The 13,614-nt window shown below is 65.9% G+C and carries 12 protein-coding genes and 1 pseudogene; 5 read left to right on the top strand and 8 right to left on the bottom strand.

Features of this window, described 5'->3' with window-relative positions; translation table 11 throughout:
- The first annotated feature begins 52 nt into the window (after window positions 1-52).
- Window positions 53-1,414: a uracil-xanthine permease family protein gene (locus FOZ70_RS36800; protein WP_219707851.1), complete on the top strand. Its 1,362-nt coding sequence runs from the start codon at window positions 53-55 to the stop codon at window positions 1,412-1,414.
- 335 nt (window positions 1,415-1,749) lie between these two features.
- Window positions 1,750-2,688, top strand: coding sequence for a site-specific integrase (locus FOZ70_RS36795; protein ID WP_175851758.1), 939 nt, complete (start codon window positions 1,750-1,752; stop codon window positions 2,686-2,688).
- Window positions 2,689-2,724: 36 nt separating this feature from the next.
- Here the strand turns inward: FOZ70_RS36795 and FOZ70_RS36790 are convergent, their stop codons facing one another.
- From FOZ70_RS36790 to FOZ70_RS36780, 5 genes and pseudogenes are all read right to left on the bottom strand, one after another.
- Complete coding sequence (locus tag FOZ70_RS36790) at window positions 2,725-3,204, bottom strand: RES family NAD+ phosphorylase (RefSeq protein WP_027792217.1); 480 nt, start codon at window positions 3,202-3,204, stop codon at window positions 2,725-2,727.
- Entirely contained in the window at window positions 3,201-3,656 is a 456-nt protein-coding gene (locus FOZ70_RS36785) for an antitoxin Xre/MbcA/ParS toxin-binding domain-containing protein (protein ID WP_006480981.1), read from the bottom strand. Before FOZ70_RS36785 ends, FOZ70_RS36790 begins: the two co-directional genes overlap by 4 nt.
- Before the next feature lie 370 nt (window positions 3,657-4,026).
- Window positions 4,027-4,227, bottom strand: a pseudogene (locus FOZ70_RS38395) (DUF1289 domain-containing protein).
- Window positions 4,228-4,645: 418 nt separating this feature from the next.
- Complete coding sequence (locus FOZ70_RS38390) at window positions 4,646-4,777, bottom strand: catalase (protein WP_146107291.1); 132 nt, start codon at window positions 4,775-4,777, stop codon at window positions 4,646-4,648.
- 92 nt (window positions 4,778-4,869) lie between these two features.
- Entirely contained in the window at window positions 4,870-5,511 is a 642-nt protein-coding gene (locus FOZ70_RS36780) for an HD domain-containing protein (RefSeq protein WP_111998965.1), read from the bottom strand.
- A gap of 214 nt (window positions 5,512-5,725) precedes the next feature.
- Here FOZ70_RS36780 and FOZ70_RS36775 point away from each other — a divergent pair, with 214 nt between their 5' ends.
- The 3 genes from FOZ70_RS36775 (at window position 5,726) to FOZ70_RS36765 (ending at window position 8,351) form a co-directional block, all read left to right on the top strand.
- Window positions 5,726-6,691 (top strand): GlxA family transcriptional regulator, encoded by a 966-nt coding sequence (locus FOZ70_RS36775; protein WP_048028157.1) that lies wholly within the window; start codon window positions 5,726-5,728, stop codon window positions 6,689-6,691.
- A gap of 319 nt (window positions 6,692-7,010) precedes the next feature.
- Window positions 7,011-7,322, top strand: coding sequence for a DUF4148 domain-containing protein (locus tag FOZ70_RS36770; RefSeq protein ID WP_011349305.1), 312 nt, complete (start codon window positions 7,011-7,013; stop codon window positions 7,320-7,322).
- A 315-nt stretch (window positions 7,323-7,637) separates the two neighbouring features.
- Window positions 7,638-8,351: a dienelactone hydrolase family protein gene (locus tag FOZ70_RS36765; RefSeq protein ID WP_059552675.1), complete on the top strand. Its 714-nt coding sequence runs from the start codon at window positions 7,638-7,640 to the stop codon at window positions 8,349-8,351.
- A gap of 133 nt (window positions 8,352-8,484) precedes the next feature.
- Here FOZ70_RS36765 and FOZ70_RS36760 read toward each other — a convergent pair whose 3' ends face one another.
- The 3 genes from FOZ70_RS36760 to FOZ70_RS36750 form a co-directional block, all read right to left on the bottom strand.
- Window positions 8,485-10,017 (bottom strand): efflux transporter outer membrane subunit, encoded by a 1,533-nt coding sequence (locus FOZ70_RS36760; RefSeq protein ID WP_219707850.1) that lies wholly within the window; start codon window positions 10,015-10,017, stop codon window positions 8,485-8,487.
- Window positions 10,018-10,019: 2 nt separating this feature from the next.
- On the bottom strand, window positions 10,020-13,211 hold the full coding sequence (locus tag FOZ70_RS36755; protein ID WP_219707849.1) for an efflux RND transporter permease subunit: 3,192 nt from the start codon (window positions 13,209-13,211) through the stop codon (window positions 10,020-10,022).
- Between the two features lie 15 nt (window positions 13,212-13,226).
- Window positions 13,227-13,614: HlyD family secretion protein (locus FOZ70_RS36750; RefSeq protein ID WP_219707848.1), on the bottom strand; the 388-nt coding region annotated here is incomplete at its 5' end.

The raw sequence follows: 13,614 nt of genomic DNA, 5'->3' as shown, positions 1-13,614 counted from the left end.
GTTCACCGCCGGTTTCCGGCGCTCGTCGCCGTTCGCTTCCGAGGGGCCTGCCGTGTCGCACGATCCGATCCCAACGCCCGTCGACGCACGACTGCCCGCGTGGCAGCTCGCGCTGTTCGGGCTGCAGCACGTGCTGTCGATGGCCGCGTCCCCGATCACGGCCGTGTTCCTGATCGCAAAAGTGCTCTCGCTGCCGGCGGACCTGACGGTCCAGCTGATCGGCGCGACGTTCTTCGCCTGCGGGATCGGCACGCTGCTGCAATCGCTCGGCGCCGGTCCGATCGGCGCGCGCATGCCGTTCGTGATGGTGCCCGGCGGCGCACCGACGATGCTGTTCGCCGGCATTGCCGCGCAATCGGGCCTGCCGACCGCCGCCGGCGCGGCGCTGCTCGCCAGCGCGTTCTACTGGGTGCTGCTGCCCGTCTTCACGCGTTGCCTGCGGCTCTTTCCGCGCATCGTCGTCGGCGCGATGCTGCTGCTCGTGTCGATCAACCTGATCCGGATCTACGCGACGATCGTCGTCGGCCAGCCCGGTTCGGCCGACTTCGCGCAGCCGCGCGCGCTCGGTCTCGCGCTGGCGACGATCGTCGCCACGGTCGTCGTCGCGGGTGCGTTCCGCGGCACGCTCGGGCGCCTCGCGGTGCTGATCGGCCTGACGGCCGGCGCAACGCTCGGCTGGGCGCTCGATGCGATGCCGGCGCTCGCCGACGTGTGGCGCGGGCCGCTGTTCACGCATCCGGTATGGCTGCCGTTCGGGATGCCGCGCTTCGACGTGCTGGCCGCGCTGCCGCTGCTGATCTTCACCGCGATCTCGATGGCCGAGGCCACCGCGCAGACGGTCGCCGTCGGCGAAACGTGCGGCAAGCCGATCTCGCTGTCGCGCGACGTGCCGAAGACGATACGCGGCGATGGGCTGGCGTCGCTCGCCGGCGCGCTGTTCGGCACGCCGCTGATCGTGACCAGCGCCGAGAATATCGGCGTCGTGCAGACGACCGGCGTGCGCTCGCGCTACGTGACGGCCGCGGCCGGCGCGATCCTGATCGTCATCGCGCTGTTCGCGCCGCTCGCGCGGCTCGCCTATGCGATACCTGCCGCGGTGGTCGGCGGCACCGCGCTCGTCGTGTTCGCGATGATCGGCGTGATGGGCATCCGGCTGCTCGCCGGCGTCGACCTGCACGCGCGCGCCAACCAGTACACGCTCGCGGCCGCGCTCGTCGTCGGCCTTGCACCGATCCTGGTGCCGAACCTGTATCGCCATTTCAGCTCACCCGTGCAGATCGTGCTCGGCAACGGCATGGCGGCCGGCACGCTCGCGGCCATCGCGACGCAACTGGCGTTCGCCGCATTTGCGCGGCTGAGGGGGCAGGCTGGCGCGGCAGCGGTTGCGGCTTCTTCGCGTGCGCGCGACGGTTAATGGTGAAGGCTGGTGACGTTGCGCGGTGCCGCGTGCCAGCGACATCGCAAGCCGAGCAGCCGGTTCGTTTGCGATTGCCGGCCCGACACCCGGCTTCCTCACACGACAGGCCGGGCTCATGTCGGTCAGCCACGGATGATTCGGATGCGGACCCCGACGCGATGGAACTGGGTACCGGACGCACTCCGTTTCTTCAACACGCGGCTGCTCGCTTGCCTGGGCCCTCCACAACGACGGCATCGTCGACGCACGTCCCGCGCACTGACGCACCGGTTGCGTCGGACTGGCCATCTGACCGATTGCCGGAGCCTCCGCGTTCCGGCTATAAATCGTGCATGGACACGAATCGCTGGACCCACGACCCCGTCGGCGCCTTCCGGGCATGGCAGGAAACCGCCGCGACCGGTGCCGACCGCCGGCCGTTCGCGCCGCGTTCGGTCGTGCAGCACGTCGCGATGTTCGAACGGTTCCTGCGTCATCTGATCGCGCACCGCGTGTCGCTGGCCACGTTCGGGCCCGACCACGTCGCGGCCTTCCTGGCGGAACTCGAGCACACCTGTGCGCCCGGCACGTCGACTCGCGTGCGCTACGCGAAGCTGATCGACCGGTTGGGCCGGCATCTGGTCGAGGCCGGCGTGCGCACGATTCATCCGGCCGGCCGGACGACGCGTGATCTCGCATGGCCGGACGGCGAGCCCGAGCCGTGCTACCTGCCGCCCGATGCCGACGCGGCGCTTCAGCACCACGTGCAGCCTCGACCGGACGACACGCCGGCCGATTGCCGGAATCGCGCGATCGTCGCGCTGCTGCTCGCGAGCGGCATCACTTCGGCGGAGATACGTGCGACGACGCACGACGCGCTCGATCTCGACGCGCGGCCGCCGGCGCTATCCGTGCCGCGCGATCGGGCACGGCCGGCGCGCCGGATCGCGCTCGCCGAATTTGCACTGGCGCCGCTCGCCGCATGGCGTGCGCGCTCGGCCGATGCGCCGGCATCCGCGTTGCTGTTTCCCGCACCGCGCGGCGGTGGCGCGATGAACGACATGTTCCTGCTGCTCGTGGTGCGCGACGCGCTGAGCGCGATCGGCTTCCACGCGGCGGACATGAGCCCGCGCGTGCTGCGCAATACGGTTGCGCGCCGCCAGTTGCTTGCGGGTCATGCACATGCCGACGTCAGTGCAATGCTCGGTCTCGTCAGTACACGAACGGTCACGCGCATCCGGCAGACGCTACCGCCCGATGCAGCTGCGGATCGCGCCGCACACGAGCGCTGAACCTGCGTTCGGCGCAGGCTCCGTGTGTCCGGTTCCCTATTCACCCGGCTTCGACTGGACCAGCCGCAGAATCCGGGTGTCGTACGGTGACTGCATCACTTCGGCAATACGGGCCTCGGAAGCAGCCGGATGCAGTGGATTCAGCAGGAAGTTGTGCGCGTGCGGCACGACGACGCTCGGCACGCGCAGCAGCGCGCTCGGCTGCGTGTGCAGCCACTCGGTACCGGCGCTGCGGGTCCAGTCGACGTTGGATCGCCAGTCATCCGGCGCGTCGCCCTCCGCGATTTCGGCGATATCGACCGAATCGGCTACCTCGATGCGAAGCAACTGGTACCCGCTCGGCAATTGCGCGACCGTGGCGATCTCGAAATGAACGAGCGTCTCGAGCAGCGCGAGCGCCGGATGCTCGGCGAGATACACGACGGGCTGCCCGGCGAAGTGCCAACGCCCGCCGGCGCGCAACCCGCCGATGCCTTTCAGGTCGGCGAAATTGCTGATCCGCCAAAGCGTCGTCAAGCGAAATACCCCTCGTCGATCTGCGTGAGGGCTTCCTCGACGAGCCGCGCACCATGCTCGGTGCTCGCCATGTCGAGCGACGTGCGGCCGCCGAAGCGCTGGAGCCCGTTGCGCAGCCACGCCATCGCCTTGTCCTGGTCGCCGAACGTGGCCGTCGCCTGCGCGACGATGCGCGCGAGACGGATCGCCTTGTCGGATTCCTCGGGCGACAGGCGTTCGTGCGCCTGGCGACGATGGCTCAGCGTGCGGCGCGGAATGATGAAGGCCAGTTCGTCCGATTTCAGCCCGCGCTCGGACAGCCGGTCGATCACCGAGACGTCGACGCGCGCGCTCGCCAACTCGGCAAGATCGGCCCCCGATCGGACTCGGATCGCCAGCAGTTGTTCGAGAATCGTGAATTCGGCCTGACGCGGATGCGCGACGCCCGAAGGATGAAAAGCAATGGTGCTCATGATTTCTCCAGGCAATTTGCCCAATCATTATAGGCGTTTTGCCGGGAACTGGCGGAAGGTGGATGGAGAGTGTGGCTGTGGTGGAGGTCAGGGCGTCTGCAAAAGCGGGGGCGAACATGACCCACCTGGCTGGAGGCACGTTACTGGGGGGCGAATCGAAGATTCGCCAGGGTGACGGGAGGCATTTGTTCAGTATATAAAGTCTGGGAAATATCACGTGGTTGTCACGTAACAACATCTTTACTGATTTCATCCGCTCCCACTCCGCCGCCCATTTCTTCCTGACAAGGCCGGGGGTTCACCAAGGACACGGAGATTTCGTCAAGCGCGGCCCCTGATCCCTGGCACTCGGAACGCCGCTCCCGGCAATTCACCGTTCGTCACGACGGAAACACATCGCCGCGCCTCGCGCCGGATGCGTTCCCATCCCGCACGTTTCCCGTCGTGGGTCATGAACACCTGGTGCGAGACCTCGTCGGCCATTCGGCCTCCCCCTTGCAGGCATCGTCGAACAGTGTCGAGCACACATCGACACCGGGCTGTCGGAGATGTCGTGAGGTGTGGGCGCCATCGAAACACTCGTATGGGTCGAAAATCCGGCATCGCAACGAATCGCGCCCCCATAAACGGCTACCTTTCCGCTGGTGATGCAGCGATGCCGTGTCGCCGTACCGCCCGCCCGGCTTGCTTCGACGAGACCACAAGCCGCCCCGATGTCGCCGTGATGTCCACGCCGTATGTCGATCCGGCCTTCACACAGTTGCCGACTTGTCGTGGAGGATGTTCCGCGACTCCCCGAAAATCCGGCGCGTGGTGCTGACCAACAGAGTCGGCCACACCAAGTTCACCGGTGAACGTCGGAAAACGTGCCACCACCACCGCCAGCCGATTGCCGTGAAGGTTTTCGCCCTTGTGTATCGGCGAATGCCTTGTGCCACACCACACGCCGTACGCTTCGGATTCATTCGCACGCGCGCGCCGCTCCGGAATCACTTCGCGATCAGCCAGACGTCCTGCAACGGCGCGGGGCCGCGCGGGCCGACCGTCTGGATGTTGACGTCATCTTCGACCGGCGCGCCGTTCGCTCCGATCAGCTTTCGATCGCTCGACGGGCCCAACATGATCGCACTCCTGAATAATGCGCGAATCGCGATTCACGTGGCGCGCACGATCTCCGCTCAGCAGCCGAGGTCGTGCGCCATACCGTGAACAATCAGCCCGCCCACGCGGACGACCGGATCACGCTGCAGAAGTTGCCGGCGCGGAAATGCGGATCCTTGTCGGCGAGCACGTCGGCCTTCACGTTGCCGAACGTCGTGTCGGGCTTGTGCCTGATCCCGTCGTAGAACGCCTGGATGATGTCTTCCTTGAAGTGCGGCGTACGCGGATGTGCACGGACGACGGCCTCGCGTTCGATGTCGCTGTATTCCGGATACGTCAGGCCCAGCACGTCCATCTCGACGCCCGCGGTCACCAGCGCGATCACCGGATGCATGTGCTGCGGGATGCCCGGCGTGGTATGCAGTGCGATCGAAGTCCATACGACATCGATATCCTGCTGCGAGATGCCCTTGCCCGTCAGGAAATCGCGGGCGGCGTTGGCGCCGTCCACCTCGAACCGCTCGCACGCGCTGCTGTGTTTGTGCGTGAGCCCCATGTCATGAAACATGCAACCGCAGTAGAGCAACTCCGGATCGTATTTCAGACCGCGCCGCTGGCCCGCAAGCGCAGCGAAATAGAAAACGCGGCTGGAATGATGGAACAGCAACGGCGACGCGGTATCGCGCACGAGTTCGGTGATCTCGCGCGTCAGTTGGCTATCGGGAATAGTGATGCCTGCAACGTTCTCTGTCATGATCGACCTCCATTGAAAACACCCTTGATTCTCCGGAGCCCGATAGCTGGCTTCAATAGACGTATTGCGTCAAATCCTGCCATTTTGCGCGACAGACGGACACGGTGCCCGCACGCCAGGAAGAACGCCGGAAACAGGCTCCGCCACGCACTCCGTGCATCGCTGGCCCCTCTATACTGCTACCCGTCACGTTAGAAACAACACGCAATCGATCATGCCGAAGGTCGTGGGAATCTTCGCCGTTCCGGGCGTTCAACTGCTCGATGTCTCCGCACCGCTCGACGTCTTCGCGCAAGCGAACGCCGAATGCGGGAAACCGTTCTATACGTTGCGGATCATTGCGGGCGAGTCCGGCCCGATCCGCAGTTCGTCCGGCGCGCAGTTGCTGCCCGACTGGATCGTTCCCGACATTCCCGAGCGCATCGACACGCTGCTGGTCGCCGGCGCGCCGAGCGCCGGCCGGATCGCACTGCGCACCGACGTGCTCGCGTGGCTGCGAGCGGCGGCCGTGCAGAGCAAGCGCTACGGCTCGATCTGCACCGGCGCGTTCATCCTCGCGGCCACCGGCCTGCTGAAAGGGCGTCACCTGACCACGCACTGGGCTGCCGCGGACGCGCTTGCCGAAGCCTATCCGTCGCTCGCCGTCGACGCGGATGCACTGTACGTGCGCGACGGCAAGCTGCGCACCGGCGCCGGCGTGACGGCCGGGCTCGATCTCGCGCTCGCGCTGGTCGAGGAAGATCTCGGCCGCGAGATCGCGCGGCGCGTCGCCGCGCAACTGGTCATGTTCTTCAAGCGACCGGGCGGGCAACTCCAGTTCAGCCGCAAGGGCGAGGCGCGCCCCGCCGGGCGTTCGGTGCTGCAGGAGGTCCAGCGCTGGATCGCGGCCAATCCGGAACTCGAGCACTCGGTGGCGGAGATGGCGAAGCATGCGGGCATGAGCCCGCGCCACTTCGCGCGGCTGTTCCGCGCGGAAGTCGGCATGACGCCTGCCGCATGGGTCGAGGCGACCCGCATTTCGGCAGCCCGCCACCTGCTCGAGAACGGCCACGACACGCCGAAACAGGTCGCCGCGAAATGCGGCTTCGCGAATGTCGATACGCTCAGGCGGTCTTTCACCCGGCACGTCGGCATCACACCTGCCGAATACCGGAAACGGCAGGCAGTCCTAGCCGAGTGACACGGTACGCACGCGATACGACACGAACGATGATGTCGTCAGCCCCACTCGAACACTTCGGAATACGATTTATTCATCGTTGTCCGGCCACTTGCCGAGCGACGACATCGCTCCATTGACGGCCTCGCCCGTGGTCCAGATCAAGCGCCGGACAGGCTCGCAATCGTCAGACGAAATACTCACCCGTTCAGATCGTTTACCCAGTTGCAATAATTATTCGCTGGAACGCGTATTTCCGACCGGTAACGCGATCGCTACGATGCAATCAACCGCTGAACGCAACAAGCGAAGCGCGAAATCAATGAAACCGGAGGTCATCATGAAGTCGTTCATCTACGCTGTCGTCGCCGCAACCGCCCTGTCCGCCTCGTACGGCGCATTCGCACAGTCGAATCCGTCTGGCCAACTGACGCGTGCCCAGGTGCGCGCGGAACTCGTTCAGCTCGAACAGGCCGGCTACAAGCCCGAAGTCTCCGATCAGTATTACCCGCGCGCGCTGCAGACCGCACAGGCCCGTGTGACGAACGCCGATGAAACCGGCTACGGCGCGCAAGCCGCCGCTGGTGTGCGTGCCGGCCGCGCGATCGCGGTCAAGCAGGACGGCCGCGACTCCGTGTATTTCGGCCAGTAAGCGCCCGTCACGCGCCGGCGTATTCCGATACGCGCGCGGCACACCGCACAACACCCCGCTCCCGTTCCAACGGGGCGGGGTGTTGCTTTTCGGTCATCCGTTCCGGGAACGGATCGCCCACCATCGCACGCGATCTTCCGAACGCCGTGCCGTTCACGCAGGCAGCCGGTGTTTGCGCATAGAATGGCCGCGTGGTCGGCGCCGGCCGAAACGAACGCGAGCGGAAACCACGACGCCCGGCTTGCCCGATCGTCGCCGCACCGCAGGCCGGCCCCGATGCCGCACTCATCGCATTTTTCGAAAAGGAGCGGTTTCATGTCTCAAACATCCGGTTCCATGATCACGTTTCAACGCCCGGACGGCCAGGAACTGCAGGGTTATCTCGCCACGCCGGCAAAGACCGAAGGCGCGCCCGCGGTCGTCGTCATCCAGGAATGGTGGGGGCTGAACGACCAGATCCGCGGCGTCGCGGATCGCCTCGCGCGCTGCGGCTACTTCGCGCTCGTGCCCGACCTGTATCGCGGCAAGTCGACGGTCGAGGAAGAAGAAGCGCACCACCTGATGACCGGGCTCGATTTCGGCGACGCGGCCTCGCAGGACATTCCGGGCGCCGTGACCTATCTGAAGACGCTTGCGTCGCGTGTCGCGGTAACGGGTTACTGCATGGGCGGCGCACTCACGCTGCTGTCGCTGCAGTTCGCCGATGCGGACGCGGGCGTCACCTGGTACGGCTTCCCGCCGCTCGACTACCTCGATCCGGCGAAGCTCAAGGTGCCGCTGATGGGCCACTGGGCCACGCAGGATGCGTTCTTCGCGATCGACCAGGTCGATGCGCTCGAGAAGAAGCTGACCGACGCGAAGGTCGGTTTCGAATTCCATCGTTATCTCGCGCATCATGCGTTCGCGAACGAAACGGCCGTCGGCCCCGGCCGTATCGCCGGCACGCAGTTCGATCCCGTGTGGTCGCAAATGGCATGGGATCGCACGCTGACGTTCTTCGGCCGCACGCTTTGGACAAAGCAGGCATAGCGCAACATCGCTTCGGATGTGAGCAGCCGAGCAATAAGAAAACGCCACGGATTTTCATCCGTGGCGTTTTCGCTTTTGCATCTCGCCGGTTCGGCAGGCAGAAGCGGTTGCCCGCTCCTGCCCCGCCTTTCACTTACCCGTTCGTCGCCGCTGCCGACGCAGGCGCCGGAACGGCCGCCTTGTCGTAGTCGACCGGCGCATCCGGCGCGCGCGGCGTCTCGCCGGCCCGCTGGATCCACCCGCCGCCCAATGCACGGTACAGCGTGACCAGGTTCGTCCAGCGCGCCAGTCGTGCGTTGATCAGCGTCTGCTGTGCCGAGTACAGATCCGTCTGCGCGGTCAGCACCGACAGGTAGCTGTCGACGCCGTTTTTGTAACGCAGGTCCGACAGGTCGAAACGTCGCTGCTGCGCGTGCTCGTTGCGCTCGAGCGCCGCGATCTGCTGGTCGTACGTGCCGCGTGCGGCCAGACCATCCGCCACTTCGCGGAATGCCGACTGGATCGCCTTCTCGTAGTTCGCGATCTCGATGCGCTTCTGCACGTTCGCGAGGTTCAGGTTCGCGATGTTCTGCCCGCCCTCGAAGATCGGCATCGTGATCTGCGGCGCGAACGACCACGCCGCCGTGCCGGCCTTGAACAGGCCGCCCAGCGTCGGGCTGCCGGTGCCGAACGCGCCCGTCAGCGAGATGCGCGGGAAGAACGCCGCGCGTGCCGCACCGATGTTCGCGTTCGCGGCCAGCAGCGTCTGCTCGGCCTGCATCACGTCCGGACGACGCGTCAGCAGATCCGACGGCAACCCGGCCGGCACGTCCGTCAGCAGGTTCTGCGCGTCGAGCGGCATGCCCGCCGGCAGATCGTCCGGCAGCGGCTCGCCGATCAGTTGCACCAGCATGTTCAGTGCCTGCGCACGCGCACGCGCCTGCTGCTGCTGGTTCGACAGCGCCTGCTCGACCACCGTCTGCGCCTGACGCAGTTCGAGCTCGGAGCCCGTGCCGTTGTCGAACCTCAGCTTGGTCAGGTCGTACTGCGCCTGAGCGGACTTCAGCGTGTCCTCCGTGACCTTCAGCAGGTCGTCGGTCGACAGCAGCGTCAGGTATTGATCGGCCACCTGCGACACCAGCGAGATCTCGAATGCCTGCCGTGCATACGACGTCGACAGGTACTGCGCGAGTGCCTGGTCCTTCAGGCTCTGCACGCGGCCGAACAGGTCGAGCTCCCACGACGCGGACAAACCGACGTTGTAGTTGCGCGAGATCAGCGGCGCATTGGTCGTCGACAAGCCCTGCGGAATGCGCTGGACACTGCCCGTGCCCGTACCGTCGAGCGTCGGGAACAGGCCCGCGCGCGTGATCTGGTACTGCGCACGCGCCGCCTCGATGTTCAGCACCGACACGCGCAGGTCGCGGTTGTTCTTCAGCGCGATCTCGATCAGCCGCTGCAGGCGCGGATCGACGAAGAACTCGCGCCAGCCGATGGCGGTCGCTGCCTGGCCGTTCGCGCTGCGCGCGCCAGCCGCACCCGGCTGCGTCGCGTAGACGCCGCCGGCCGGGTACGCCTGTGCGACGGGCGCGTCGGGCCGCTTGTAATGCGGCGCCATCGTGCAGCCCGTGGCGAACAGCGCGGCAGCCATCGCGACCGCACTTGCAGTCAAAGCATGTTTTTGCATCGTTACTGCCCCTTCGAATCGTGTGCGTCGCCGTGACCGCGCTGCAGGTCGCCCTGCACGAGACGCCAGGCATCGTCGACGTTTTCCGTCTCGCCGCTGAAGGTCGCGCGAACCCGCACGAAGAACATCGGGATCATGAAAATCGCGAGGAACGTCGCCGTGATCATCCCGCCGATCACGCCCGTGCCGATTGCATGCTGGCTCGCCGAACCCGCGCCGTTGCTGATCGCAAGGGGCAGCACGCCGAGCATGAATGCGAGCGACGTCATCAGGATCGGACGCAGCCGCAGGCGTGCCGCCTCGATCGCCGCGCGCACCGGCCCCATGTTCTCGTTCGCCTGCAACTCGCGTGCGAACTCGACGATCAGGATCGCGTTCTTCGCGGACAGGCCCACGGTCGTCAGCAGGCCGACCTGGAAGAACACGTCGTTCTCGAGGCCGCGCAGCATCGTCGCGAGCAGCGCGCCGACCACGCCGAGCGGCACCACCATGATCACCGAGAACGGGATCGACCAGCTTTCATACAGTGCCGCGAGACACAGGAACACGACGAGGATCGAGATCGCGTACAGGATCGGCGCCTGCGAGCCGGACTGGATTTCCTGGAACGACAGGCCCGTCCACGAGTAGCCGATACCTTCCGGCAGCTTGCTCGCGAGCGCTTCCATCGCGGCCATCGCCTGGCCGGTCGACTTGCCCTCCGCAGCCTGCCCCTGGATCTCGATCGACGATACGCCGTTGTAGCGCTCAAGCTTCGGCGACCCGTAGCTCCAGTGGCCGGTCGAGAACGCGCTGAACGGCACCATGCCACCGGTGCTGTTGCGCACGTACCAGATGTTCATGTCTTCCGGCGTCATCCGGAACGGCGCATCCGCCTGCACGTACACCTTCTTGATCCGGCCATCCGTATCCAGGAAGTTGTTCACGTACTGCGACGCCCACGCGATCGAGAACGTCTGGTCGATCGCCGCAGCCGTCACGCCAAGCGCGTTCGCCTTCTCGCGGTCGATGTCGACCGTGTACTGCGGCGTATCGTTCAGGCCGTTCGGGCGCACGAGCGCCAGCGTGGGATCCTTCGCGGCCATTCCGAGCAACTGGCCGCGCGCGGCCATCAGTGCCTCGTGGCCGAGACCGGCGTTGTCCGTCAGCTCGAAGTCGAAGCCGGCAGCCGTACCGAGTTCGGGAATCGACGGCGGGTTGAACGGGATCACCATCGCGTCCTTGTACTGCGAGTAGTGCGCGAAGGTCCGGCCGATCAGCGCCTGCACCTTCTGGTCGGAGCGCTGGCGATGCTCGTACGGTTTCAGCTTCACGAACACGAGGCCCGCGTTCTGGCCGCGGCCCGCGAAACTGAAGCCGTTGACCGTGAACACCGAGTCGACCACATCCTTCTCGGTCGTGGTCAGGTACGTGTTGATGTTGTCGAGCGTCTTGCCGGTCGTTTCCTGCGTGGAACCGGACGGCGTCTGCACGATCATGAACATGTAGCCCTGGTCTTCGTCCGGCAGGAACGACTTCGGCAGGCGCACGAACATCACGCCGACCGCGATGAACACGGCCAGGTAGATCACGAGCCAGCGCCCCGAGCGCCGGATCACGTGGTTCACGCCGCCCGTATAACGATCGCGGCTGCGGTCGAAGGTACGGTTGAACCAGCCGAAGAAGCCCTTCTTCTCTTCGTGATGCCCTTGCGGGATCGGCTTGAGGATCGTCGCGCACAGCGCCGGCGTCAGGATCAACGCGACGAGCACCGACAGCACCATCGCCGACACGATCGTCAGCGAGAACTGGCGATAAATTGCACCGACCGAACCGCCCGAGAACGCCACCGGCACGAACACCGCCGACAGCACGAGCGCCACGCCGACGAGTGCGCCGGTGATCTGGCCCATCGCCTTGCGGGTCGCCTCCTTCGGCGACAGGCCCTCCTCCGCCATCACGCGCTCGACGTTCTCCACCACCACGATCGCATCGTCGACCAGCAGGCCGATCGCGAGCACGAGGCCGAACATCGACAGCGTGTTGATCGAGAAGCCGACGAGGCCCATGATCGCGAACGTGCCGAGCAGCACGACCGGCACCGCGATAGTCGGGATGATCGTCGCCCGCAGGTTCTGCAGGAACAGGTACATCACGAGGAACACGAGCACGATACCTTCCAGCAGCGTCTTGACCACTTCCTCGATCGACAGGCGCACGAACGGCGTCGTGTCGTACGGATAGTGGACGACGAGGCCGTGCGGGAAGTACTTCGACAGCTCCTGGACCTTGGCCCGCAGCGCCGTCGCGGTCGCGAGCGCGTTCGCGCCCGTCGCGAGCTGGATGCCGAGACCGGCCGTCGGCTGCCCCATGTACTTCGTGTCGAACGTGTAGTTTTCCGAACCGAGCGCCGCGCGGCCGACGTCCTTCAGGCGAACCTGCGAGCCGTCCTGGTTGACCTTCAGCAGGATGTTGCCGAACTGCTCGGGCGTGCGCAGCAGCGTCGATTCGGTGATCGTCGCCTGCAGCAGGGTGCCCGGCTTCGCCGGCGTGCCGCCGATCTGGCCGCCCGCGATCTGCACGTTCTGCTGCGAGATCGCCGCCGACACGTCGGTCGGCGTGAGGCTGTAGTTGGTCAGCTTGACGGGATCGAGCCAGATGCGCATCGAGAACTGCGAACCGAGCAGCAGCGTCTGGCCGACGCCGTTCACGCGGCTGAGCGGATCGAGCACGTGCGACGCCACGTAGTTCGTCAGGTCCTCCTTCGACATGCTGCCGTCCTCGGAGTTGAACGCGAACCACATCAGCCAGTTGCTGCTCGACTTCGTGACCTGCATGCCGAGTTGCTGAACGACCTGCGGCAGGTTCGGTGTCGCGAGCGACAGCTTGTTCTGCACCTGCACCTGCGCGACGTCCGGATTCGTGCCCGGCGAGAAAGTCAGCGTGATCGTCGCGTTGCCCGAGTCGTCACTGGTCGACGACATGTACAGGAAGTTGTCGAGACCGCTCATCTGCTGCTCGATCACCTGCGTTACCGTGTCTTCCACCGTCTTCGCGGAAGCGCCCGGATAGTTCGCCTGGATCTGGATCGTCGGCGGTGCGATCGTCGGATACTGCGCGATCGGCATCTTGAAGATCGACGCGACGCCGGCCAGCATCAGCACGATCGCGATCACCCACGCGAAGATCGGGCGATCGATAAAAAACTTGGCCATGAAACGGACTCCTTGTTATTGCGCGGACGACGCAGCGGTCGAACTCGCGGCAGCATTGGCGGCGGTGCTCGCCGGCGCCGCGCCGGACGCATTCGCGGCGCTTGCCGGTATGCCGGACGCGGCGTCCGGCGCCGGTGCGAGCTGGGCGGGGACCGTCTTCACGGTCGCACCCGGGCGCACCTTGTCGACGCCCTGCACGATCACGTGATCACCCGCTTGCAGACCGCCTTCGACCACCCAGTTCGGGCCCTGCATGCCCGTCGTCTTCAGCGGACGCGGCTCGACCTTGTTGCTGGCGTTCACCACCATCGCGATCGCCTGCCCCTTCTGGTCGTGCGTGACGCCGATCTGCGGCACCAGGAACGCGTTCTCGTTCACGCCTTCCTCGATCCGTGCACGCACG

Source organism: Burkholderia sp. COPS, from assembly GCF_019425585.1.
GTDB lineage: Bacteria > Pseudomonadota > Gammaproteobacteria > Burkholderiales > Burkholderiaceae > Burkholderia > Burkholderia cepacia.
This window is presented reverse-complemented; position numbering and strand designations above follow the sequence as displayed.